This is a genomic window from Rheinheimera sp. NSM (assembly GCF_052380015.1).
Taxonomy (GTDB): domain Bacteria; phylum Pseudomonadota; class Gammaproteobacteria; order Enterobacterales; family Alteromonadaceae; genus Alishewanella.
Genome location: NZ_JBQTCI010000005.1, coordinates 76,287 through 97,151 on the forward strand (window position 1 = coordinate 76,287; position 20,865 = coordinate 97,151).

At 52.3% G+C, this 20,865-nt stretch carries 16 protein-coding genes; 10 read left to right on the forward strand and 6 right to left on the reverse strand.

Annotated elements, in window-relative coordinates; all coding sequences use genetic code 11:
* Positions 1-79: 79 nt before the first annotated feature.
* The 7 genes from ACTZWV_RS14770 to purF all read left to right on the forward strand — a co-directional run bounded on the left by ACTZWV_RS14770 (position 80) and on the right by purF (position 8,509).
* Positions 80-2,659, forward strand: coding sequence for a FimV/HubP family polar landmark protein (locus ACTZWV_RS14770; RefSeq protein ID WP_444787285.1), 2,580 nt, complete (start codon positions 80-82; stop codon positions 2,657-2,659).
* Positions 2,660-2,724: 65 nt separating this feature from the next.
* Entirely contained in the window at positions 2,725-3,510 is a 786-nt protein-coding gene (gene truA / locus ACTZWV_RS14775) for a tRNA pseudouridine(38-40) synthase TruA (RefSeq protein WP_444787286.1), read from the forward strand.
* Positions 3,511-3,663: 153 nt separating this feature from the next.
* Complete coding sequence (gene accD / locus ACTZWV_RS14780; RefSeq protein WP_305551620.1) at positions 3,664-4,539, forward strand: acetyl-CoA carboxylase, carboxyltransferase subunit beta; 876 nt, start codon at positions 3,664-3,666, stop codon at positions 4,537-4,539.
* Positions 4,540-4,545: 6 nt separating this feature from the next.
* Positions 4,546-5,823, forward strand: coding sequence for a bifunctional tetrahydrofolate synthase/dihydrofolate synthase (gene folC, locus ACTZWV_RS14785; RefSeq protein WP_444787287.1), 1,278 nt, complete (start codon positions 4,546-4,548; stop codon positions 5,821-5,823).
* Positions 5,820-6,428, forward strand: a complete 609-nt coding sequence (locus ACTZWV_RS14790) for an SPOR domain-containing protein (protein WP_444787288.1) — start codon at positions 5,820-5,822, stop codon at positions 6,426-6,428. The genes folC and ACTZWV_RS14790 overlap by 4 nt, the downstream gene beginning before the upstream one ends.
* 59 nt (positions 6,429-6,487) lie before the next feature.
* Positions 6,488-6,976 carry a CvpA family protein gene (locus ACTZWV_RS14795; RefSeq protein WP_444787289.1) on the forward strand — a complete coding sequence of 163 codons (489 nt, stop codon included), beginning with the start codon at positions 6,488-6,490 and terminating at the stop codon, positions 6,974-6,976.
* Positions 6,977-6,997: 21 nt separating this feature from the next.
* Positions 6,998-8,509, forward strand: a complete 1,512-nt coding sequence (gene purF / locus ACTZWV_RS14800) for an amidophosphoribosyltransferase (RefSeq protein WP_444787290.1) — start codon at positions 6,998-7,000, stop codon at positions 8,507-8,509.
* 67 nt (positions 8,510-8,576) lie between these two features.
* On the opposite strand, the gene ACTZWV_RS14805 is transcribed toward purF, so the two are convergent.
* Positions 8,577-9,176 carry a Yip1 family protein gene (locus tag ACTZWV_RS14805; RefSeq protein WP_444787291.1) on the reverse strand — a complete coding sequence of 200 codons (600 nt, stop codon included), beginning with the start codon at positions 9,174-9,176 and terminating at the stop codon, positions 8,577-8,579.
* Between the two features lie 151 nt (positions 9,177-9,327).
* Between ACTZWV_RS14805 and miaE the strand changes: the two genes are divergently transcribed.
* On the forward strand, positions 9,328-10,146 hold the full coding sequence (miaE, locus tag ACTZWV_RS14810; RefSeq protein WP_444787292.1) for a tRNA isopentenyl-2-thiomethyl-A-37 hydroxylase MiaE: 819 nt from the start codon (positions 9,328-9,330) through the stop codon (positions 10,144-10,146).
* Between the two features lie 44 nt (positions 10,147-10,190).
* Here the strand turns inward: miaE and ACTZWV_RS14815 are convergent, their stop codons facing one another.
* The 5 genes from ACTZWV_RS14815 to ACTZWV_RS14835 all read right to left on the reverse strand — a co-directional run bounded on the left by ACTZWV_RS14815 (position 10,191) and on the right by ACTZWV_RS14835 (position 16,273).
* Entirely contained in the window at positions 10,191-13,340 is a 3,150-nt protein-coding gene (locus ACTZWV_RS14815; protein WP_444787293.1) for an efflux RND transporter permease subunit, read from the reverse strand.
* Between the two features lie 9 nt (positions 13,341-13,349).
* Positions 13,350-14,375: an efflux RND transporter periplasmic adaptor subunit gene (locus ACTZWV_RS14820; protein ID WP_444787294.1), complete on the reverse strand. Its 1,026-nt coding sequence runs from the start codon at positions 14,373-14,375 to the stop codon at positions 13,350-13,352.
* A complete protein-coding gene (locus ACTZWV_RS14825; protein ID WP_444787295.1) occupies positions 14,368-15,660 on the reverse strand; it encodes a TolC family protein in 1,293 nt (430 codons plus the stop codon). The genes ACTZWV_RS14820 and ACTZWV_RS14825 overlap by 8 nt, the downstream gene beginning before the upstream one ends.
* A 52-nt stretch (positions 15,661-15,712) precedes the next feature.
* Positions 15,713-16,051, reverse strand: coding sequence for a cobalt transporter (locus tag ACTZWV_RS14830; protein WP_444787296.1), 339 nt, complete (start codon positions 16,049-16,051; stop codon positions 15,713-15,715).
* An 81-nt stretch (positions 16,052-16,132) separates the two neighbouring features.
* Positions 16,133-16,273: a hypothetical protein gene (locus ACTZWV_RS14835; protein WP_444787297.1), complete on the reverse strand. Its 141-nt coding sequence runs from the start codon at positions 16,271-16,273 to the stop codon at positions 16,133-16,135.
* 86 nt (positions 16,274-16,359) lie between these two features.
* Here ACTZWV_RS14835 and ACTZWV_RS14840 point away from each other — a divergent pair, with 86 nt between their 5' ends.
* The gene (locus ACTZWV_RS14840) at positions 16,360-18,072 is read left to right on the forward strand and encodes an esterase/lipase family protein (RefSeq protein WP_444787298.1); all 1,713 of its coding nucleotides are present in this window, start codon (positions 16,360-16,362) and stop codon (positions 18,070-18,072) included.
* Positions 18,073-18,390: 318 nt separating this feature from the next.
* On the forward strand, positions 18,391-20,865 hold the full coding sequence (locus ACTZWV_RS14845; protein WP_444787299.1) for a TonB-dependent receptor: 2,475 nt from the start codon (positions 18,391-18,393) through the stop codon (positions 20,863-20,865).

The window sequence follows — 20,865 nt, forward strand, 5'->3', positions numbered from 1 at the left end:
TTGCAATACAACTAAAGCTTTTAGCAGAAGCTGCCGATTTCTTTATCTAAATACGCCGGACTTGGGGTAGGGACCATTAATGCCTTTGTTATTTGTTTTCATCGTTGCAGCGCTTGTCAATTTTTCGTCACCGGTACTGGCGCAGGAAAGCACTACCCAAATTCGTGGCCCGCGCGGCAGTGATGCGCCGCCACCGGCTGTTACTATAGGGCCGCTAAGCCCGTCTGATACGCTGTGGCGGGTAGCGGAGCGCATCAAGCCGGAGGGTAATATCAGCCTGTATCAGGTGATGTATGCCATCTATCTGAAAAACCCCGACGCCTTTATTGATGGGAACCTGAACCGCTTACGGCCTGGTTCAACACTTACGCTGCCCACCGAAGCGGAAATACAGCAAGTTGATCTGGCCATCGCCAGGCGAAAATCGGAGCAGGATGATGTTATTTGGGCTGAGCGGCAAAAAGCTGCCGCCGCGCGCCGGGAAACTACCGCAGTGGCTACGCCAAAGCCAAAGCCGGACCCGCAGTGGCAGGCAGAGCTTGAGCGTATTGGCCGGCAGCAACGGGATGACTTAGACGGTTTGCGCAGTCAGTTTGCCGATTCTATGCAGCTGATTGAAAGCATCGCCGATGAGAATTTACAGTTAAAAACCAGCCTGAGCCGCGTGCAGCAGGAGTTGGAACTGATTAAAGCGCAACTGGGTGAAGACAGTGAGCTGCAACAACAAATTGAGTTGCTGTTAAAGCAGCAGGCAGAGCTGCTGCAAGCCCGCGCAGAGGAAGAAGCGCTGAAGCTGCAGCAGCAACAAGGCAGTAACTGGCAGCAATGGTTTAAAAATCCGCTGGCGTGGGTATTGGCAGCTTGCATACCGGCATTGTTGATTTTATTCAGTATTTTGCTGTGGGTGAAGAAGCGCGGCCGTCATACCGAAGACGTTATTCAGGCCGCCACTACCGAAAAGGCGGTTGATCCCGGCTATCATTCGCCGTTGCCACCGTTGGATGAAAGCAATGATCTGGATGAGAGCCTGTTTGAAATAGATGACGCACTGCTCGAAGATGCCTTTAGCGATGGCAGTGAATTTAACGACAGTGCAGCCGCTGACGACGATATGTTGCAGTTTGACGATGGCTTGTCGTTTGAAGATGACAGCTTACTGCCGGCGGTGGATGACACTTTGGCTGACGACATTCTGTCAGAGCCGGATCTGGCCGATGCTGCAGCCGCACCAGACGACTTTGATGCGGATAATATTTTATCCGACACCGATTTGTCTGCGTTACTGGCTGCAGAGGATGACGATGACGGCGTAGTTGAGCTGGCGGATGATACCCCGGACGGGGATTTAAGCGATGAGACGGGCAACGAGCTAAGCGAAGAACAGCCAACTGCAGAACAGCCAACTGCAGAACAGCCAACTGCAGAACAGCCAACTGCAGCAGACAGCATTGCTGACGAGGATATGTCTGCTTTTGATGAAGTAGATATCGACGAGCTGATTGAAGAAATTGATTTTGACGCAGAGGATGTACTGCCGGACGAGGACGCGCAAGTTGCTACCAAGGCGGAGCAAGCGAGCGCAACGGTTTCAACCCAACAAGAACAGCAATTGGCTGAGTCTATGGCGGCGGTGGAAGAAGACACTCCGGCACAAGCTTACAGCTTTGACAGCTCTGAGCTGGATGAATTTGCCGAAAGTCTGGTAAATGACGGCGCCGGTAATGCAGAGCAAACGGACGTTGATAATGATGACGCTGCGCTGTTAAGTGCTGAACTGACAGAATTATTAGAGCAGGTGGAAGACAGCCGCCCGGTAGTGGAGCCGGCTGAGCTGACGCAGGAGGCAGAGGCAGAGCAACAAGAAGCTGAGCTGCAGGAAGATGCTCCGCAACAGGACGAATTGCTGGCTCAGGACATGTTATTGCAGGATGATGAGGCAAACGTCGACACGGATATTGAAGACAGCACTCTGGCGGCGCTGGATTTAACCGCGACAGAGGATGATTCTGTCGTCAGGCCGGGCGAGGCGGCGCTATCGGTGGAGAACCCCAGCAAAATTTTGCCGGAGTATCCGCAACTGGAACTGACAGACGATGACTTGCTAAGCGATCTTGAGCTGTTGCCGGCAGACGACGCTGCTACTGATACAGCAACGGCGGCACAGGATGAGGTGCCGGAGATAGAGCTGGACCCGTTGCCGGATGCCCGGTTTGATTCTTTAATGTCTGAGCTCGAAGCAATGGCGGATGTTATAGAATCGGATGATGCCGGGGCAGAGCAGGATGATGCTGCGCTGCTGGTGGACGATTTGACCGCAGCGCAACAAGACTCCGGCAGCGATTTTAATTTCGCTGAAGATGATTTTGTTGAAATAGATAAGCTGCTGGCCGATGCCGGACAGCAGGAGCAGGACACCCAGCGTTTTGACAAGCTGAATGTCGATGTGGGCCTGGATGATTATGCCGCTATTATCGGTGAACATGAGCAACGTGATGTGGACACTGAAGATAACGGTTATGCCGCCAAGCTGGATTTGGTCCGCGCTTATATTGAGATTGATGACCGCGAAAGTGCGGATTTGCTGCTGGACGAGATACTGGCATCAGACGTGCCGGCCAACATTAAAGCCGAAGCGCAGAAACTGAAACAGGAAGATTAACGCCGGGCACTGCATAAACACAGTGCTTGCGGTATAATCGCCGCCGTTTATTAACTGGGGGTGGCATGCGCATAGCACTGGGTATTGAATACGACGGTTCGGAGTTTTACGGTTGGCAACGTCAGCGCGAAGTAAACAGCGTGCAGCAGGAGCTGGAGATTGCGTTGTCTTCGGTGGCAAATCAGCCGATAGAGCTCAGTTGTGCCGGCCGCACTGACGCCGGCGTGCATGCGACCGGCCAGGTGGTGCATTTTGATACCAGTGCCATGCGGGACAGCAAAGCCTGGGTCATGGGCACTAACAGTCGCTTACCCGATACGGTTGCTGTACGCTGGGCGCAACCGGTTGCAGATGATTTCCATGCCCGCTTCAGCGCTACCGCCAGGCGCTATCGTTACATTATCTATAACCATAAATACCGCCCCGCTATTTTACGTGCCGGCCTGAGCCATTATCACCAGGCATTGGATATTGAACTGATGCAGCAGGCCGCACCATACCTGCTGGGCGAGCAGGATTTCAGCTCATTTCGGGCCATGCAGTGCCAGTCACATACGCCGTTTCGTAATGTGCACCACCTGAACATTGAACGCCGTGGCGACTTTATTGTGCTGGATATTAAAGCCAATGCGTTTTTGCATCATATGGTGCGTAATATTACCGGCAGTCTGTTGGAAGTGGGCATGAAGAACCGCCCGCCACAATGGATTGCTGAATTGCTGACAGCAAAAGATCGCAATCTGGCTGCGGCTACCGCTAAACCCGGTGGCTTATATCTGGTCGATGTCGACTATCCGGCGCATTTCGGTATCCCCAAAGTTGCGCCCGGGCCATTGTTTCTGCCAGGCTAAGCATGGCAGCAGGCGGCACTACTAAGACCAGTTTTCTGTATTCGGCGCTGTAGGTTTTGTGCTTTAATAGCGCCGGTTTACTGAATTTCGGCGTTTTTTAACGTTTTTACGGCCTGGCCATAGTCGCAGAGTCGTTAGCTATAGGACAAATTTATGAGTTGGTTAGAAAAGATCCTGCCCAGAACATCCTCTTCTTCCGCGCGTCGAAATATCCCGGAAGGTGTCTGGACCAAATGCACGTCATGCGATGCCGTGTTATATAAAGCTGATTTAGATCGTAATTTAGGTGTATGCCCCAAGTGTGATCATCATATGCGGGTGTCGGCGCGTGCCAGGTTAACCGGCTTCCTTGATACCGGTAATACTAAAGAATTGGCAGCTGAGCTGGAGCCGCAAGATTTACTGAAATTTAAAGACAGCAAGCGCTACAAAGACCGCATTGTGGCGGCGCAAAAAGCCACCAATGAAAAAGATGCCATGGTCGTTATGCACGGTACGTTAAAAGGTATGCCGATAGTGGCGGCGTCGTTTGAATTCGAGTTTATGGGCGGCTCTATGGCCTCTGTAGTGGGGGCCAAGTTTGTTGCCGGCGTTGAACACGCGTTAAAGCACAAAGTGCCTTTTGTGTGTTTTTCTGCCAGCGGCGGTGCCCGGATGCAGGAAGCGCTGTTTTCTCTGATGCAAATGGCCAAAACCAGCGCTGCTCTGGCAAAAATGAGCGAAGCCGGTTTGCCTTATATTTCGGTACTGACCGACCCGACCATGGGCGGCGTATCAGCCAGTTTGGCCATGTTAGGTGATGTGAATATCGGTGAGCCTAAAGCCTTAATCGGGTTTGCCGGCCCACGGGTTATTGAACAAACCGTGCGGGAGAAGTTACCTGAAGGTTTCCAGCGCAGCGAATTCTTACTGGAACACGGTGCCATTGATATGATTGTTGACCGGCGCAAAATGCGCGATACAATTGCGCGATTAGTCGCTAAGTTTATGCAGCTGCCTGCTCCGGTGTCGGAGCACGACGCCGCTTAAGGTTTTATGTCAACTGCAATACTGAACAGCCAATCGTGCCATAGCCTGGCCGATTGGCTTTGTTATATCGAACAAAGCCATCCTATCCATCAGATTGAGCTTGGTCTGGAGCGCGTGCTGAGAGTGGCGCAGCAGGCTGATTTACAGCAACTGCCGGGTAAAACCATTCTGATTGGCGGCACCAACGGCAAAGGCACTACAGCCCGCTGCCTCGAACAACTACTGCTGGCGCAGGGCTTCAGTGTTGGTGTTTACAGCTCACCGCATTTACTGCACTTTAATGAGCGTTTACGGCTTAACGGCAGCGATGTGGCTGACGCAGACTGGGTCAGCGCTTTTGCTTTTATTGAACAGCTGCGCGGCGATATTGCGCTGACGTACTTTGAATTCACTACCCTGGTGGCCTTTCGCTTGTTGCAGCAGCACCAGGTGGATTTTTGCCTGATAGAGGTTGGCCTGGGCGGGCGGCTGGATGCAACCAATATTGTTACGCCTGCCGTCAGTGTCATTACCACCGTCGATTTGGATCATCAGGATTGGCTGGGTAACGACAGAGAAACGATTGGCCGGGAAAAAGCCGGCATCTTCCGCCCCGGCGGCACTGCAGTAATAGGTGAGTTAGACCCGCCGCAGTCCGTGCTGCAGCACAGTGCCGCCTTAAAGTGCCGCAGCGTGGTAGTGCAGAGGGATTATCATTACAGCGAGCAGGCCGACAGCTGGCAATGGCATAGTGCCGGTGCAACCTATACGGCATTGCCGTTACCGGCGATGCCGGTGCAAAATGCGGCCTGCGCGCTGGCCGTATTGCAGCAACTGGCATTGTTGCCAACGCCGGAGCAATTAGCCGCGGTATTAACCGGGCTGACACTACCCGGGCGCATGCAATGGCTGCAACAGCAGCCGGCGATTATTGTTGATGTGGCACATAATCCGCAATCCGCGCGCTACCTGGCACAGCAACTTCGCCGGTTAAAACCGCGCTTTGGTCGTGTACTGGCGCTAAGCGGCATGTTAAAAGATAAGGATATTCAACAAACTCTGTTACCCTTGACGACATTGTTTGATCAATGGCATCTTGTAAGCCTTGGTGGCGCCCGTGGTGCCGGAGCCCGGCAGTTGGCAGAACAGCTGCCGCAAGGTACAGCCAATGTGGTATTGCATGAGGACGTGCTAAGCGCTTATCAGGCGGTTAGCGCAAGGTTACAGCCAGATGAGTTATTGGTCGTGTTTGGTTCGTTTTTCACTGTGTCTGCTGTGTTGGCAGGCCATCAGGAGGCAAAGTGACACCCGCATTTAAACATCGTTTACTGGGTACAGTGATACTGGTGCTGGCCGGTATTATCTTCCTGCCGGACTTGCTGGATGGTGAAAAGCAGGTGGTAAAAGATGATTTTAAGGTGATCCCGGCCCGCCCTGAGTTTAAAGGTGTGCAGCAGCAACAAGTGACAAACAGCGATGCTGTTGAGCAGGTTCGTGCTGAAGTGACGCCCGCAGTTGTCGACGAACAACCGGTTGATGTTGCCACGACAGACAAACCCTTACCGTCGCAGCAGTACACTCAAGTCACAGCACCGGCAAACACGTCGGCAAAAACGCCGGCGGCAACTAAACCGGCCAATGTGGCGCTTGACCAGGCGGCTTGGGTGGTGCGGGTTGGTAGTTTTAGTAAAGCTGAAAATGCCAATGCCTTAGTGGCTAAATTGCGCAAGGCCGGTTTTACCACCTTTACCCGGAATATTACCAACTCGCAGGGTGTGAGGCTTACCAGCGTGCTGGTAGGGCCCGAGCTTCGAAAAGAGCGGCTGGAGCAGCAGTTACCCAAATTGCAACAGTTGACCGGTATAGAGCGTCTGAATGTGATGAGTTATCAGCCGACCGAAAATAATTAGCCAAGCAGTCACTCAGTTTGGTAGAATGCGCGCCGTCATCAAACAACCTTTGGTAGCAAATGGTCTGGGTTGATTTTGCCATTATGGCAATCATAGCGTTATCGGCTGTTATCAGCCTGGTCAGAGGCTTTGTTAAAGAAGCGATTTCACTGGCCGTTTGGATCCTGGCCTTCTTTATCGCCAGCCAATATTATCCGCATTTAGCAGGTTTATTTACCTCCATGCAGGACGAAACCCTGCGTAATGCTTCTGCCATCGCCATTTTATTTATCAGCAGCCTGGCCCTTGGCGCTTTAGTGAATTTTCTTATCGGTAAACTGGTGCAATCAACCGGTTTATCCGGCACCGATCGCGTGTTGGGGCTGGTGTTTGGAGCCTTACGCGGCGTGTTGGTGGTGAGTGCCGTGCTGTTTTTCACTGATGCCTTTACCCCGGTTGCAAGTACCGGCTGGTGGCAAAACTCAGTATTAATCCCCGAATTTGGTTTTATCATTGAATGGTTCTTCGAGTATTTGCAGCACCATTCCGGTTTTATGCAAAAGCCCTAGCGTTGGCGAGGAAAAAAATCCATGTGTGGTATTGTTGGTATTGTTGGAAAATATCCGGTTAATCAGGCACTGTACGATGGTTTAACAGTGTTGCAGCATCGCGGCCAGGATGCGGCGGGTATTGTTACCGTGGACAACAACACGCTGCGTTTGCGTAAGGCTAACGGCCTGGTAAAAGACGTATTTGAAGCCCGGCATATGGAACGTTTGGCCGGTACTATGGGTATCGGCCATGTACGTTATCCTACGGCGGGTTCATCCAGTACCGCTGAAGCACAGCCGTTCTATGTCAACAGTCCGTTTGGTATTGCCCTGGCGCACAACGGTAACCTGACCAATTCACACATTTTAAAAGAAGAAATATTCCGCGTCGCACGCCGTCACGTTAATACGACTTCTGATTCAGAAGTATTGCTTAACGTATTGGCGCATGAGCTGCACAACAGCGGTGTGATGGAGCTGCAGGCCGAGCATATTTTCCGCGCCGTGGCCAATGTGCATCGTAAAGTAAAAGGCGGTTATGCCGTAGTCGCCTTAATTATCGGCCATGGTTTACTGGCATTTCGCGACCCTAACGGTATTCGTCCGTTGGTCATGGGAAAACGCGAGACTAAGCTGGGTACCGAGTATATGGTGGCGTCCGAGAGCGTAGCCCTTGATGCCGACGGCTTTACTGTACTGCGCGATGTATCACCCGGTGAAGCGGTGTATATTACCGCCCAGGGCGAGCTGCATAGCTTCCAGTGTGCCGAAAACCCCAGCTACACGCCGTGTATTTTTGAGTATGTTTACTTTGCCCGGCCGGACTCTACTATCGACAATATCTCGGTGTACGCTTCACGCGTGGCCATGGGTACTATGCTGGGACAAAAAATTAAGCGCGAATGGGCCAACCTGGATATTGATGTGGTTATTCCGATCCCGGAAACCAGCAACGACGCTGCCTTGCAAATCGCCACTGTATTGGGTTTACCCTACCGCCAGGGTTATGTGAAAAACCGCTATATCGGCCGTACCTTTATTATGCCTGGCCAGGAAGCGCGGAAAAAATCGGTTAAGCGTAAGCTCAACGCCATTAAGCAGGAATTTAAAGATAAAAACGTGCTGTTGGTGGATGACTCTATAGTACGCGGCACCACATCACAGCAAATTATTGATATGGCGCGTGAAGCCGGTGCGAAGAAAGTGTACTTCGCTTCAGCGGCACCGGAGATTCGCTTCCCCAACGTGTACGGTATTGATATGCCATCAGCCAATGAGCTGATCGCGCATGGCCATGATGTTGACAGCATTTGTGACATTATCGGCGCCGATGGCCTGATTTTCCAATCGTTACCGGATTTAATCGAAGCGGTGCGGCTGGAAAACCCGGAAATTAAACGCTTTGAAACCTCAGTGTTCGATGGCAACTACGTGACTAACGATATTGACCAAGACTACCTGAACCGGCTGGATCAAATGCGTAGCGACGGTGCTAAAGCAAAGTCCGGCGCGGCTATGGCAACTAACCTGGAAACCTATAACGAAGGTTAAACTGCCGCAACAGCTACAAAACCAAAAGGGAGCCTCAGGCTCCCTTTTTTGCACTTGTTATAACCGGTTAATGGGTAAAGGTAGGGCCGAAACCGGAGCTCCACAAAATAGCGGTGGCGGTCATAATACATACCAGTAAAACCAAGCCACAGGTTACTACGGAGCTGGCATAAATAAAGCCGCGTTCTTCCGGAATATGCATTAATATTGGCACGCCAACATATAACAGGTATACCGAATACGCCAGGCCGACTAAGCCGACAGTCATCACCACCCACAACTCCGGATATAAGCCGGCAAAACCAACCATAAATAATGGCGTAGAGGTATAAGCTGCCAATTCTAAGGTTTGCGTATAGCTGGGTTCAGCACCAAAGGTATGCGCCATCCAATGTGCCAACAAGGCCAGCGCGAACACGCCGCCGATTAAGGCAATATACATGGCTATAGATAACATCAGCGCGCTGTCGTGGGTGAGCATAATGCGGTCACCCACACCTATGCTCCAGCCCAAATGCACGGCGGAATAGTAGGCGCATACTGACGGGATCAATGCCACCAGCAAAATGTGGATCAGGCTGTAACGAAAACTTTCATGTCTTGCATCTATCGTATGCCACTCTTCTTTCGGGTGCGCATACAGTCCCCATAAGTGATTCAATATCATAATTATTATCCTTGTCACTACGTCTGCACAACTTTAGCTATCTTTGATAGCCGTTGTATCAGTTATGGCCAATATAATGCACTTCGTCAAGCATATTGTTTGAAATTTGACCGGCGCTTTATTGTGCTTACTCAGCCGCTTGGTGTCGGCAATGCTATTGGCTATAATGCGCACCGGTTTTAATAACAGAAGTACAGCCATGCTAAGCGCTGAGATCAGCCAATTACTGGGCCCGGTACAACAGTTTTTACAGTGCGATACCCCTGCTGAATGGTTGCATATGGCAGCAAAGCCGGAACATTTAGCCATGTTGCTGCAGGACCATATGATTTGCGAGTTAAAAGCTGCACAATCGGCAATGTACCTGATCCGCCGTTATGCTGCCGACGAACAAAGCGGTGAGGCCCTGTTGCAATGGCTGAAACCCTATGAAGACTTTACCTACCGCCAGCAGGGCGATTGGCAAGCACTGGCCGGGCTGAGCCTGAAAAAATCCATGTTGGCTAAAGGTAGCAGCCCGCACGCCCAAGAGCTGATCGATAAAATGGTATTGCTGATTAAAGAAGAGCTGCATCATTTTTATCAGGTACTGGAAGTGATGGCAAAGCACGGCATTAAATACGAGAAAATCAGCTCCAGCCGCTATGCCAAAGGCTTGCTGCGCCATGTGCGTACTTATGAGCCGGCAGCCATGGTGGACAAACTGATTTGCGGTGCTTATATTGAAGCCCGCTCCTGTGAGCGCTTTGCTAAATTAGCGCCGTCTTTACCGGGCGATATTGCTGAGTTTTATATCTCGTTGCTACGCTCTGAAGCACGGCATTACCAGGATTATCTGACGCTGGCGACAGAGATAGCGGCTGAGGATATCAGTGCGCGTATCGCATTTTTTGGCCAGATTGAAGCAGAGTTAATTTTATCGCCGGACAACGATTTTAAGTTTCACAGCGGCGTACCGGTTGCTGCATAAAAAACACCACCCAAAGCGGGTGGTGTTTTTGCTTTTCTGTTGGTTTATAACGCTGATTTTTGCGGCCGTTGATGCACCAAACGGTACAGGGCCGGCAGCAATAACAGTGTTAGCAGGGTAGCGGAAATAATACCGCCAATCACCACTGTGGCCAGCGGCCGCTGTACTTCAGCGCCGGTACCGCTGTTAAACGCCATCGGTAAAAAGCCCAAACTGGCCACCAGTGCGGTCATTAACACCGGGCGTAAACGCTGAACTGCACCTTGCTGTATGGCTTCTGGCAGCGCAACGCCTTGTTCGCGTAATTGCTTTATCATCGCCAGCATTACCACACCGTTAAGTACGGCGATACCGGATAAGGCAATAAAGCCAACTGCTGCTGAGATCGACAGCGGCATATCGCGCAGCAGCAGCGCCGTAACGCCACCGGTGAGCGCCAGCGGTACACCACTGAATACCACTAAGGCATCTTTGGCAGAATTAAGTGCACTGAACAGCAGGCCGAAAATCAGCAACAAGGTTAGCGGTACTACCCACATTAAGCGGTTAGTCGCCGATTGCAGCTGCTCAAAAGTGCCGCCATAGCCCAGCCAGTAACCGGCCGGCAGTGCCAGATTATCTGCCATTAATTGTTTGCTTTCACTGATAAAGCTGCCAAGGTCACGGCCGGATACATTGGCCGTGACCACCACATTGCGCTTGGCGTTTTGCCGGTTTATCTGATTAGGGGCGTCAATCTCATTAAAATGCGCGACTTCACCAAGCGGCACGTAAGTCAGCTCGGTATTAGTGCTGTCGGCATAAGGTGCATCAGTTAACGCCAGAGGCAGACGTTTTAATTGCTGCGGATTGCTGCGTAGCGCTTCATCGGCTCTGATCACCAGCGCAAAGGCTTTGTCGGCCTCATAAATAAGCCCGACCTGCTGCCCGCCAACCATGGTTTGAATATAGTGTTGCACGCTGGCGACATCGATACCCAACAGCGCCAGGTGTTCGCGGTCAGGTTCAATCGACAGCATCGGTAAGCCCGTAGCCTGCTCCATCCGCACATCAACAGCGCCCGGCACTGTTGCCAGTAAGCTGGTTGCAGCCTGTGCCAGCCGGGTCAGTTCGGTTAAATCATCGCCGTAAATCCGCAGTGCCACATCACTACGCACCCCGGCAATCAGCTCGTTAAAGCGCATTTCTATCGGCTGGGTAAACTCGTAGTTATTGCCGGGCAGTGCCTCTACGGTGTGGCGCAGCAACGCCAACAATTCAGCCTTGCTCGTTTCCGGGTTAGGCCATTGGCTTTGCGGCTTTAGCATCACAAAGGTATCAGCCACATTGGGTGGCATAGGATCAGTGGCTATTTCTGCCGTACCCAGCTTGCTAAATACCGCTGACACCTGCGGCAGAGCGGCAATTTCGCGCTCCAGCAGCAATTGCATTTGCAGCGACTGGCTTAAACTGGTGCCCGGAATTCGCAGCGCATGCAGTGCAATATCGCCCTCATCCAGTTGCGGCATAAATTCGCTGCCAAGCTTACTGCCTTGCCAGAAAACCGCGGCCATCATCAACACGGCAGCACTGATAAACAGTGCTGAGTAACGTAAGCTCAGGCGCAGCAACACGGCATAGCCCTGTTTCAAAGCGCGCAGCAGGGCAGAGTCGTGTTCGTTAACCTTACCGCGGACAAAAATGGCAATAGCTGCCGGTACAAAGGTAATGGCCAGCAGCACCGCTCCGGCCAGGGCGGCAATAACAGTAAAGGCCATCGGATGAAACATTTTGCCCTCGACGCCACCCAGGGCAAAAATGGGCAAAAACACCAACATGATGATCAGTACGCCAAATACTGCTGGGGTAAAGACTTCACGGGTGGCCTGATACACTTCGCTTAAGCGCTCTTCCAGTGTCAGCAGGCGGCCCTGTTGCTGTTGTGCCAGACCCAAGCGTCGCAGGCTGTTCTCCACCACGATAACGGCACCATCGACCAGTAAGCCAAAGTCAATCGCGCCTAAGCTCATCAGGTTACCGCTGACTTTATTCATCGCCATGCCGGTTATGGCAAACAACATACTTAGCGGTATTACCAGGGCGGTGATCAGCGCGGCGCGGATATTACCGAGAAAAATAAACAGCACCACTATAACCAGCACGGCGCCTTCAAACAGGTTTTTTTGTACCGTCGCTATGGTTTTATCCACCAGGCTGGTGCGGTTGTATACCGCTTTGGCGCTAACCCCTGGCGGCAGTGAACGGTTTACCTCGTGCAGTTTTTCTGCCACGGCTTTGGACACGGTACGGCTGTTTTCACCCAGCAGCATAAATACAGTACCCAGCACCGTTTCTTCGCCGTTAAGGCTGGCAGCACCGCTGCGCAGCTCTTTACCAAAATAAACATCTGCTACATCGCGTAGCCGCACCGGCGCATCGTCACGTTTGGCAATTACCAGCGCGCTGATGTCCTCCAGGTTACGCAGCTGGCCCGGCGAGCGCACCAGCCATTGCTCCCCGCGTTGTTCAATATAACCGGCGCCGGCATTGCTGTTATTGCGTGACAGGGCGCTGGTTATATCAGCCAGCGTAAGGTTAAAAGCCAGCAGTTTTGCCGGGTCCGGCGCGACCTGATACTGGCGCTGATAGCCGCCAATGCTATTCACCTCAGTGACACCCGGCACAGTAACCAGCTGTGGTTTAATCAGCCAGTCTTGCAAGGTGCGCAAGTCCTCGGCGGTATATGCCGTGCCATCGGCTTTTACTGCACCAGGTTCAGCACTGACGCTGTACATAAAGATTTCACCCAAGCCGGTGGCAACAGGACCAAGGGTGGGGGTGGTGTCTGCCGGTAAATCAGCTCTTACTGCCTGTAAACGCTCAGATACCTGCTGGCGCGCCCAATAAATATCGGTGCTGTCATTAAAGACTAAGGTTACCTGTGACATACCATAGCGCGATAACGAGCGGCTGTACTGCAGTTGCGGCAAGCCGGCCATCGCATTCTCAATAATCAGCGTCAGCCGCTGCTCGGTTTCCAGTGGTGAGTAACCAGGCGCTGCGGTATTAATTTGCACCTGCACATTAGTAATATCCGGCACCGCGTCCATCGGCAGTTGCCTGGCGTGATACACACCAACCACGACAAGCAGCAGCGTTAGCCCCAGTACCAGATAGCGGCGTTTAAGCGCAAAATTCAACAATACATCAATCATGGCGCCCTCCTAGTGAGCATGGCTGGCGCCGGATTTAAGTGCGTCGGCTTTAAGGACAAAGCTGTTGTCGCTGGCATATTCGCTACCCGGCGGTAAACCAGACACAACCTCAATGTACTCGTCATCTTCGCGGCCAAATTCCGGCATCGTGGCGGTAAAGACGTTGCCGTCACGGACAAATATCACTTGTTTGCCATCCAAGCGTTGCACCGCCTGCTTTTTCACTGCCAGAGCTACCGGTATTTCAGCGCTTTGCACCAGGGCTTTAATATGCATCCCCGGCCGCCAGTAGCCGCTTTGGTTATCCAGCACGGCCCGGGCGCGGGCAATATGGCCTTCGGTCATTTGCGGCGCAATATAACTGATGTTGCTGTTGGCGCTTTGGCCATGATGCAGGCTGAGCACTGTTAGCGGCATACCAGGTTGTAACCGGTTAATATCGTTTGGAAAGGCCGACAGCTCGACATACACCTTGCTGTAATCCACGATGCTAAGCAGTATTTCATCGCGAATAAGCTCATGGTTATTGAAATAGCGCTCAGCGACGACACCGTCCGCCGGGGCGTGAATAGCATAGGGTTTTAACGTAGCGGCATTGCTGAGCCGGGCCAGCAGTTGGCCTTTGCTGACGCTGTCGCCCTGCTGCACCAGTATCTGCTGTAGCGTACCGGCATAGGGCGCTCTGATCTGATACTGTGCTGTGGGTATGGCTCTTATTACACCAAACAGCGCGGTGTTTTGCACTAAAGTGCGCGCGCCGGCGATCTCCGTAGTAATGTTATTCAGCTGCTGCATTCTGCTACTTAGCTCAATATGGATCTCATTATGTTGATCAGAGTGTTCATCAGAATGTTCATCTGAGTGTTGATCTGCCTGTTCAGCTGCATGCTGATGGCCCGGCTTATCGTGGTTGTCGCTGTGATCGTGTTTGCCGCTGTGCTTGTGCTGAGGGCTGTCGCCGGCAGTTGCAGTGCCACTCAGCGCTAAGGCTGCCAGGCTCAACAAGATGGCGGCCAGGGTGATGGATTTAGTCATTATTTTTCTCCGCAGTAATAACCGGCTCAGAGCTGTTCAGTGTGATGGGCTGGCCGGTCAGACGCTCCAACTGCAACAGGTTCAGGTGATAGTTGCTTTGGCTTTCAATCAGATCGCGCCCGGCTTGTGCCAGTTCTTCTTCAGCGGATAACACACTGAGTAAGTCAATCTGGCCTTGCTGATAGCCGCTCAGGCTAAGCTGGCGTAGCTGTATGGCTTCGGGCAGTAACAAGGTGTCGATAGCCTGCACAGTGCCGCGCAGTTGCTCCAGCGCCAGCCACTGTTGCTGCAGTAACAACGATAATTGCGTTGCGCTCAGTTGTTGCTGCATGGCCATAAGTTGCTGCTCAGCCAGCTGCGCCCGGCGTTGGCCTTTGTTCGGATCGGTCAGGTTCAGCGGCAGGCTAAAACCAAGCAGCAGCGAGGTGTCGTTAGTGGCTTCGTTACGTTTCAGCCCGGCAGACCAACGGATATCCGCTTTACTGTTGGCCGCGGTTAAACGCAGCTGGCTTTGGGCGATGCGCTGCAGCGTGACATAACGCTGCAGTGTGGTGCTGTGTTGCAGTTGGCTTTGCAGTATGGAGAGCGGCGGCAGTTGCGGCAGGGCGGCAAGATCACCACTAACCCGGGCAAAATCCGGTGCGGCATTCCAGCCGGCCGCCAGCCGGTAACGCCGGCTTTCTATGGCCTGGTTAATATCGGCCAGAGTTATTCTACTGCGTACCAGGCGCAGTTTAATCCGGCTGATATCGGCATCCAGCAGGGTGCCGGCGTTACTGCGCAGCTGCGCGGTGTTTAACAGCGCTTGCTCGCGGCTGATATTCGCCGCGGCCCATTGCTGTAACTGTTGCAGCCGCAGCAGTTGCAGGTAATGCTCTGTAGTGTTGGCCAGGGCTTCGAGCCGCGCCAGTTCATAGTTATCGCGCTGCAGCTGGCTTTGGCCTTGCGCCAGTTCCAGCCGGCGTTCGCGCTTTTGGCCTAATTCTATCTGTTGGCTCAGGCTAAGACTCAACTCAGCGCCGCTTAGGCCCCTGCTATCGCCGCTGCCGCCCACATTCTCCAGCGCTACCGCCAGTTCCGGGTTTGGCCTGACAGCGGCCTGCAATTGTGCTGCCTCTGCCATACGCAGCTGGTACGGAAAGGCCTGCAGCGTAGCGTCATGTTGCAAGGTACGCTGTAACGCCTGCGTCAGCGTTAGGGTTTGCGGCTCTGCAGCTAATGCAAAAGGTGCAGCCGAATAGCCGGCAGCCGCCAGTAATGCCGGCAGCATAAATGTCATACGCATGGGTATGCTCCTGTTAGTTAATCAGTAAAATAAAAATGATAAACGGGCAGGATCAGACGTTGGGGGGCGGTACCGGTGGCGAGTAACTTACAGGCAACAGCGATGGTTGCGGCGCAAGGCTGCGCACCGCGCCAACAGCAGTCAGGTTAACGCTGTGGATATAAGAGATGGCGCAGGTAACATGCGCATGGGCAGAATGGTGTTCATCAGCGCTGCTGCCGGCATCTGCCGCGCTTTGCTGTGCGGTGGTTGTCGCATGGGCGTCGTAGATATAGGAGGTATAGGTATGCTCGTGTTCAGGTAAATGCACAACCAAGGCATCACATGCCATTACAGCATGGTTCAGCATTACGGTTAGCAAAATAAATAACCTGAAGCTTTTAAGCAGCATAGTGTCCTCTTAAGTCGGCAGCTATGCTACAGCGTCATTGCCCGGGCAACAAGTGAAAATACGCCGTAGCAGTTGCGGGTGTTACAGAATAACGCAGTACTCTGCCACTATCACTTTATTGCGTCCGCTGTGTTTGACCTGATACAAGGCGGCATAGCCATCGCGGCTGGTGTCAGCAAACTCGGCCAGTTTAGCGGCAAATTGTTGGAATGAGTTTTTCATGCAACACAACCCGTTACAGAACAGTGCTATAGTGCTAAGCATAGCGGAGATTGGCTGATGTTATTCAGATAATTGCAGGAGCCTTAATGCTGCAACAAAACTACCTAACCAAGCGCTGGCTGCTATTTATTCTGCTGTTTGCCCTCCAGGGATGTAGCCAGGGCAAGTATATTTACTGGAAAGAGCCTGCACAGCTGCCGGAAGAAGCTGTAACAGGCTTTCTGGCCTATCAGTATATTGGCTTAAATCAGGTTGCTGATGAAGCTGTGGCCGATTACTGTCTGCAGCTTACTGCACAGCGCTCACCCGGTTATCAGCTGTTTTTGTTGCAACTAAGCTGTGCACAGCGCTGGCTGGCCCAGCCATTGAATGATCAGCAGCGCCAGCAGGCTGTGGGCTACTATAACCGGGCTTTAATGCCGCTGGTCAGGGCTGCGTTGTCGCGGCAGGATACCAGGCCGTTAAATTTACAGCTTAAGCTACAGGTAGACAGCGATGAAAGTGGCCTGGCGTTTGAGCAGTTTTTTCTGGCTGCCGATCTGCAAGCCTATGACCCTTTTATGTTGCGCCAACAGGATAATGGCTTAGGCATTACGGTGGTAGGGCAGCGTGAGAACACTGGCTCTGAACTGGATCGCTATTTTCCACCTGAGGGTATTTTCCGGCCGCTTACTGTGATGCCGGTTAAGCTGGATTTCAGCAACCCGGTGTTGCCGGTGCTGACATTGCGCGGTATTTATATGCAACAGCAGCAACAGTGGCCGTTAGCACAGCAGCAGTATGCGCTGAACTACGATCCGGCGTCGGCCTACTTGTGTTTGGTTGAGGCGGCGGTGGCCGATCAGCTGGAAAAAACCGGCCTGTTTAATGCTGACAAAGTAGAAGACAAGCTCGGTATCTATGCCATAGAGCCGCTAAGCGAAGATAAAATTCCGCTGCTGATGATCCACGGTTTAAATTCCAGCCCGTTAATATGGCGCCGTTTAAGCTGGGCGATATTTTCCAACCCGCAACTGGCGGCCAGGTATCAGGTGTGGCATGCATTTTACCCCTCCGGCCCGCCACCGTTTTTTAATGCCATGCGTTTAAGAAAACTGACCGATGAACTGTTGCAGCATATCTCGCCGGACTTACAGGCCGTTGCTGCTAACAATATGTTGCTGGTGGGGCACAGCATGGGCGGTGTGATCAGTAAAACCTTTGTGCAAAACAGCGGCACAGCCTTGTGGGATGCGACTTTTTACCGGCCGGCGGCTGAGCTGGCAGTGGATGACGATACCCGCCGCACCCTGGAAGATATTTTTATCTTTACTGCCAAGCCCTATGTAAAAGGCGTAGTGTTTATTGATACGCCGCATCGCGGTGCAGCTACTGCCGACGGCTGGATTGGCCGGCTGGCATCAATGATGATTACGTTACCAAAAGCGATGAAAAGCGTGTTTAACCAGATGTGGCTGGCATTAACCAAAGATGATATTAAGCCGGCGATGCGCGGTTATATGAGCGGCTTTGGCCCGAACAGTGTTGATGTGTTATCGCCGCGCCACCCGCTGGTGCAGCAATTAACGCGGTTGCCGTTGCAGGTGCCGGTGTACTCGGTTATCGGCAACGATGATCCGGCGCGCTGCAGCGATGTCGTCTCATGCCCCGGGTTAAACGACAGTGTGGTGCCCTACAATAGTGCACATTTAGACGCTGCGCTGGCTGAAATCGTTGTACCGTCAGAGCATAATTCTTACCAGTCTTTGCAAGCTATTGAATTTATTTCAAATATCCTTACCTCAGCGGCTGTGCAATAACAACAGCCGCCAATCTCGTTAGCACCGCAATATGACAACAGTTGGTGCAAGCGCGGTTTTTTCCTTGACAAGGTGGCTGCTTTAGCACTAATTTAGGCCGCATTATCAATTAATGGTTGCGCAATCATTTTGCTTTTACCGCTGATGGAAGTCTGAGTTTGCAGTTTACCGGCTGTATTTCAATGACTTTAATCAGCTGCTTAAGTATTGATTTAATTGCTTATGGTAGCGCAAACAAGTTTGTTGATAACAATAACCGTGCCTGGTGTTATGCACCTGAGCAGCGGAGATAATCAGATAACAGGGGAGCAAAACACTATGTTGGTTCAGCCGGGTAGCAAATTAAAACAGAGTTATATTCTTATTTCAGCAGCCATACTGTGTGGTGCCAGTATCAGTGTGTCAGCGCAAAGCACTAATGAACAAAGTACTGCTGAGCAAAGCAGCGAAGCGCGGGCAATAGAAGTTATCCAGGTAACGGCCACCAAGCGGGTAACCACCATTCGCGAAACGCCGCTGGCGGTAACCGCTTTTGATCAAAATGCGCTGGACGATAACCACGTTATGCAGTTAGACGATTTACAGGGCGCGGTGCCGAGTTTGCATATTGCGCAAAACGGCACGCAAAATACGCCTATGGTGTATTTGCGCGGTATCGGCTCGTCGGATCAAACCGAAAGCGGTGACCCGGCAGTAGCCTTTCACGTAGACGGCGTTTATTCGGCCCGCTCGCAGGGCGCATCAGCACTGATGTTTGATTTGGAAGGCGCTGAAATTCTGCGCGGGCCTCAGGGCACCTTGTTTGGCCGCAATGCCACCGGCGGCGTGGTTAACCTGCACACGGCCAAGCCTAAGCTGGATTACTTTGAAGCCAATGCTGAATTTACCCTGGGTAACTTTGACCGCCGCGCCACCCGCGCTATGGTTAACTTACCGCTGACAGATACCCTGGCTGTTCGCGTGGCCGCAGCGGTGGATAAGTCGGAAGGTGTGGTGGATATGGCACCGGGCTCTGCGATGGGCAGAAAATACGGCTCTACCGATTTAGCCGCCGCGCGTTTTAGTGCCTTGTGGCAGCCAAATGACAATTTTGACTGGTTCCTGTCATATGAGAATTTCACTGATCAGGGTACAGGCCATATTCCTACTGTAAGTGGTGGCTCAGATCGCTCGGCTTATATTCAGGAGCCGGGCTTCAATGATTTTGTTATCGACAGCCTGCGCACCCGGTTAAATTACAATTTCGACAATGGCCTTACGCTGTCGTATATCGGCGGTTATACCGATTCTTCCCGCGAGTCGGTGTGGGATCGCAGCTGGAGCCCGGACAAATATGAATGGGGCGGCTGCGTGGAATGTACCCATGAAGCTACCCAGCACGAGTTACAGCTGAAAAATGAAGACAGCGCGCGTTTGCAGTGGATGGTGGGCTATTTCTACTTTAAAGAAAATAACGCCACCATTTTTGACATTGTGCACCCGGATGTGGACTACGAAGGTGGCAGCACGCCAAATCCGAATTTATGGTCTACCTATCGCCAGCCGGATCGCGGTTTAAAATCAAACAGTATTTATGCACAAAGCACCTATAAAGTTACCGATGCGTTTCGTGTCAGCCTGGGCTTGCGTTACACCGAAGATGAGCGTTGGGATGTTGGCGGGCGCAATATTATGTGCCCGGATGTGAAGCGCACGGAAAACCTGCCGCTAAACAGCGATTATGTTGGGCTGCTGGACCCGGATAATCTGCTAAATGGGCTGGCACCAAACAAATTTCTGGTGCAGCCCGGGCAGTGCTGGGTAGATACCTATAACGATACCAGCCCGAGCTGGGATAAAACCACCGGCATGGCGCGGTTAGAGTGGGATTTCTCGCCCACAGTAATGCTGTACAGCTCTTATGCCACCGGCTTTAAATCCGGCACTATTCAGGATGGCGGCCGTTATACCGGCACCGGCCCGTTTACACAGGCCGATTTAGACGCCATTATCGCCGGTAATAACAATGAAGCGGCCGGCACCCATGCTTATGTGGCGCCGGAAGAAAATACCAGCATTGAACTGGGGTTAAAAGGCGCCTTCCTTGATAACACGCTGCAGTTGTTTGCCGCGCTATTTACTACCGAATATACCGACTTGCAGGTAACCAGTAACGTGACAACCGAAACCGGTGCCGACTTGCTGCGTAAAACCAACGCCGGTAAAGCTACTATTAACGGTTTGGAAGTTGAAGCCAAGTGGCTGGTGGGCAGTAATGGTGAGCTAAACGGCACTATGGCGTATCTGGATGCGAAGTATGATGAGTTCCTGACGACCGATTCCAGCTACGGTGCAGATGGCATAGCCTTTAACCCGTCGGCCGGTAACCCGAACCTGCCAAACTTGCTGGACTTCAGCGGTAACCACCTGGTGCAGGCGCCGGAGTTCAGTATGTCGCTAAGCTACGAGCATTTCTTTGAGCTAAGCAATGGCGCTACTGTGCGGCCGCGTTTACGTGGTAGCTATTCGTCAGAGATCTGGTTTGACCCGGCTAACCGTGGCGACAGGCCGGAAGGTTTCCGTAACCTGCCTTATGCTGCGGATATCGATCGCCAGGATGCGTATACCAAGCTTGATGCCAGCCTGGTTTATCAGCCATCTGCCGGCAACTGGAGCCTGGAAGCTTTTGTGAATAACCTGACAGATAAAGCGATAAAAAGTGATCAGGGCCGCTGGAACAGCAACCCGGTACCTAATTATATGTGGCAATCGCCGCGTACCTTTGGTGTGCGGGTAAAAGTAAGCTTCGACTAA

Coding starts and splice junctions, on each gene's coding strand:
- ACTZWV_RS14770 (WP_444787285.1), top strand. CDS start 80: ATGCCTTTGTTATTTGTTTTCATCGTTGCAGCGCTTGTCAATTTTTCG.
- truA (WP_444787286.1), top strand. CDS start 2,725: ATGCGCATAGCACTGGGTATTGAATACGACGGTTCGGAGTTTTACGGT.
- accD (WP_305551620.1), top strand. CDS start 3,664: ATGAGTTGGTTAGAAAAGATCCTGCCCAGAACATCCTCTTCTTCCGCG.
- folC (WP_444787287.1), top strand. CDS start 4,546: ATGTCAACTGCAATACTGAACAGCCAATCGTGCCATAGCCTGGCCGAT.
- ACTZWV_RS14795 (WP_444787289.1), top strand. CDS start 6,488: ATGGTCTGGGTTGATTTTGCCATTATGGCAATCATAGCGTTATCGGCT.
- purF (WP_444787290.1), top strand. CDS start 6,998: ATGTGTGGTATTGTTGGTATTGTTGGAAAATATCCGGTTAATCAGGCA.
- ACTZWV_RS14805 (WP_444787291.1), bottom strand. CDS start 9,176: ATGATATTGAATCACTTATGGGGACTGTATGCGCACCCGAAAGAAGAG.
- miaE (WP_444787292.1), top strand. CDS start 9,328: ATGCTATTGGCTATAATGCGCACCGGTTTTAATAACAGAAGTACAGCC.
- ACTZWV_RS14815 (WP_444787293.1), bottom strand. CDS start 13,340: ATGATTGATGTATTGTTGAATTTTGCGCTTAAACGCCGCTATCTGGTA.
- ACTZWV_RS14820 (WP_444787294.1), bottom strand. CDS start 14,375: ATGACTAAATCCATCACCCTGGCCGCCATCTTGTTGAGCCTGGCAGCC.
- ACTZWV_RS14825 (WP_444787295.1), bottom strand. CDS start 15,660: ATGCGTATGACATTTATGCTGCCGGCATTACTGGCGGCTGCCGGCTAT.
- ACTZWV_RS14830 (WP_444787296.1), bottom strand. CDS start 16,051: ATGCTGCTTAAAAGCTTCAGGTTATTTATTTTGCTAACCGTAATGCTG.
- ACTZWV_RS14835 (WP_444787297.1), bottom strand. CDS start 16,273: ATGAAAAACTCATTCCAACAATTTGCCGCTAAACTGGCCGAGTTTGCT.
- ACTZWV_RS14840 (WP_444787298.1), top strand. CDS start 16,360: ATGCTGCAACAAAACTACCTAACCAAGCGCTGGCTGCTATTTATTCTG.
- ACTZWV_RS14845 (WP_444787299.1), top strand. CDS start 18,391: ATGTTGGTTCAGCCGGGTAGCAAATTAAAACAGAGTTATATTCTTATT.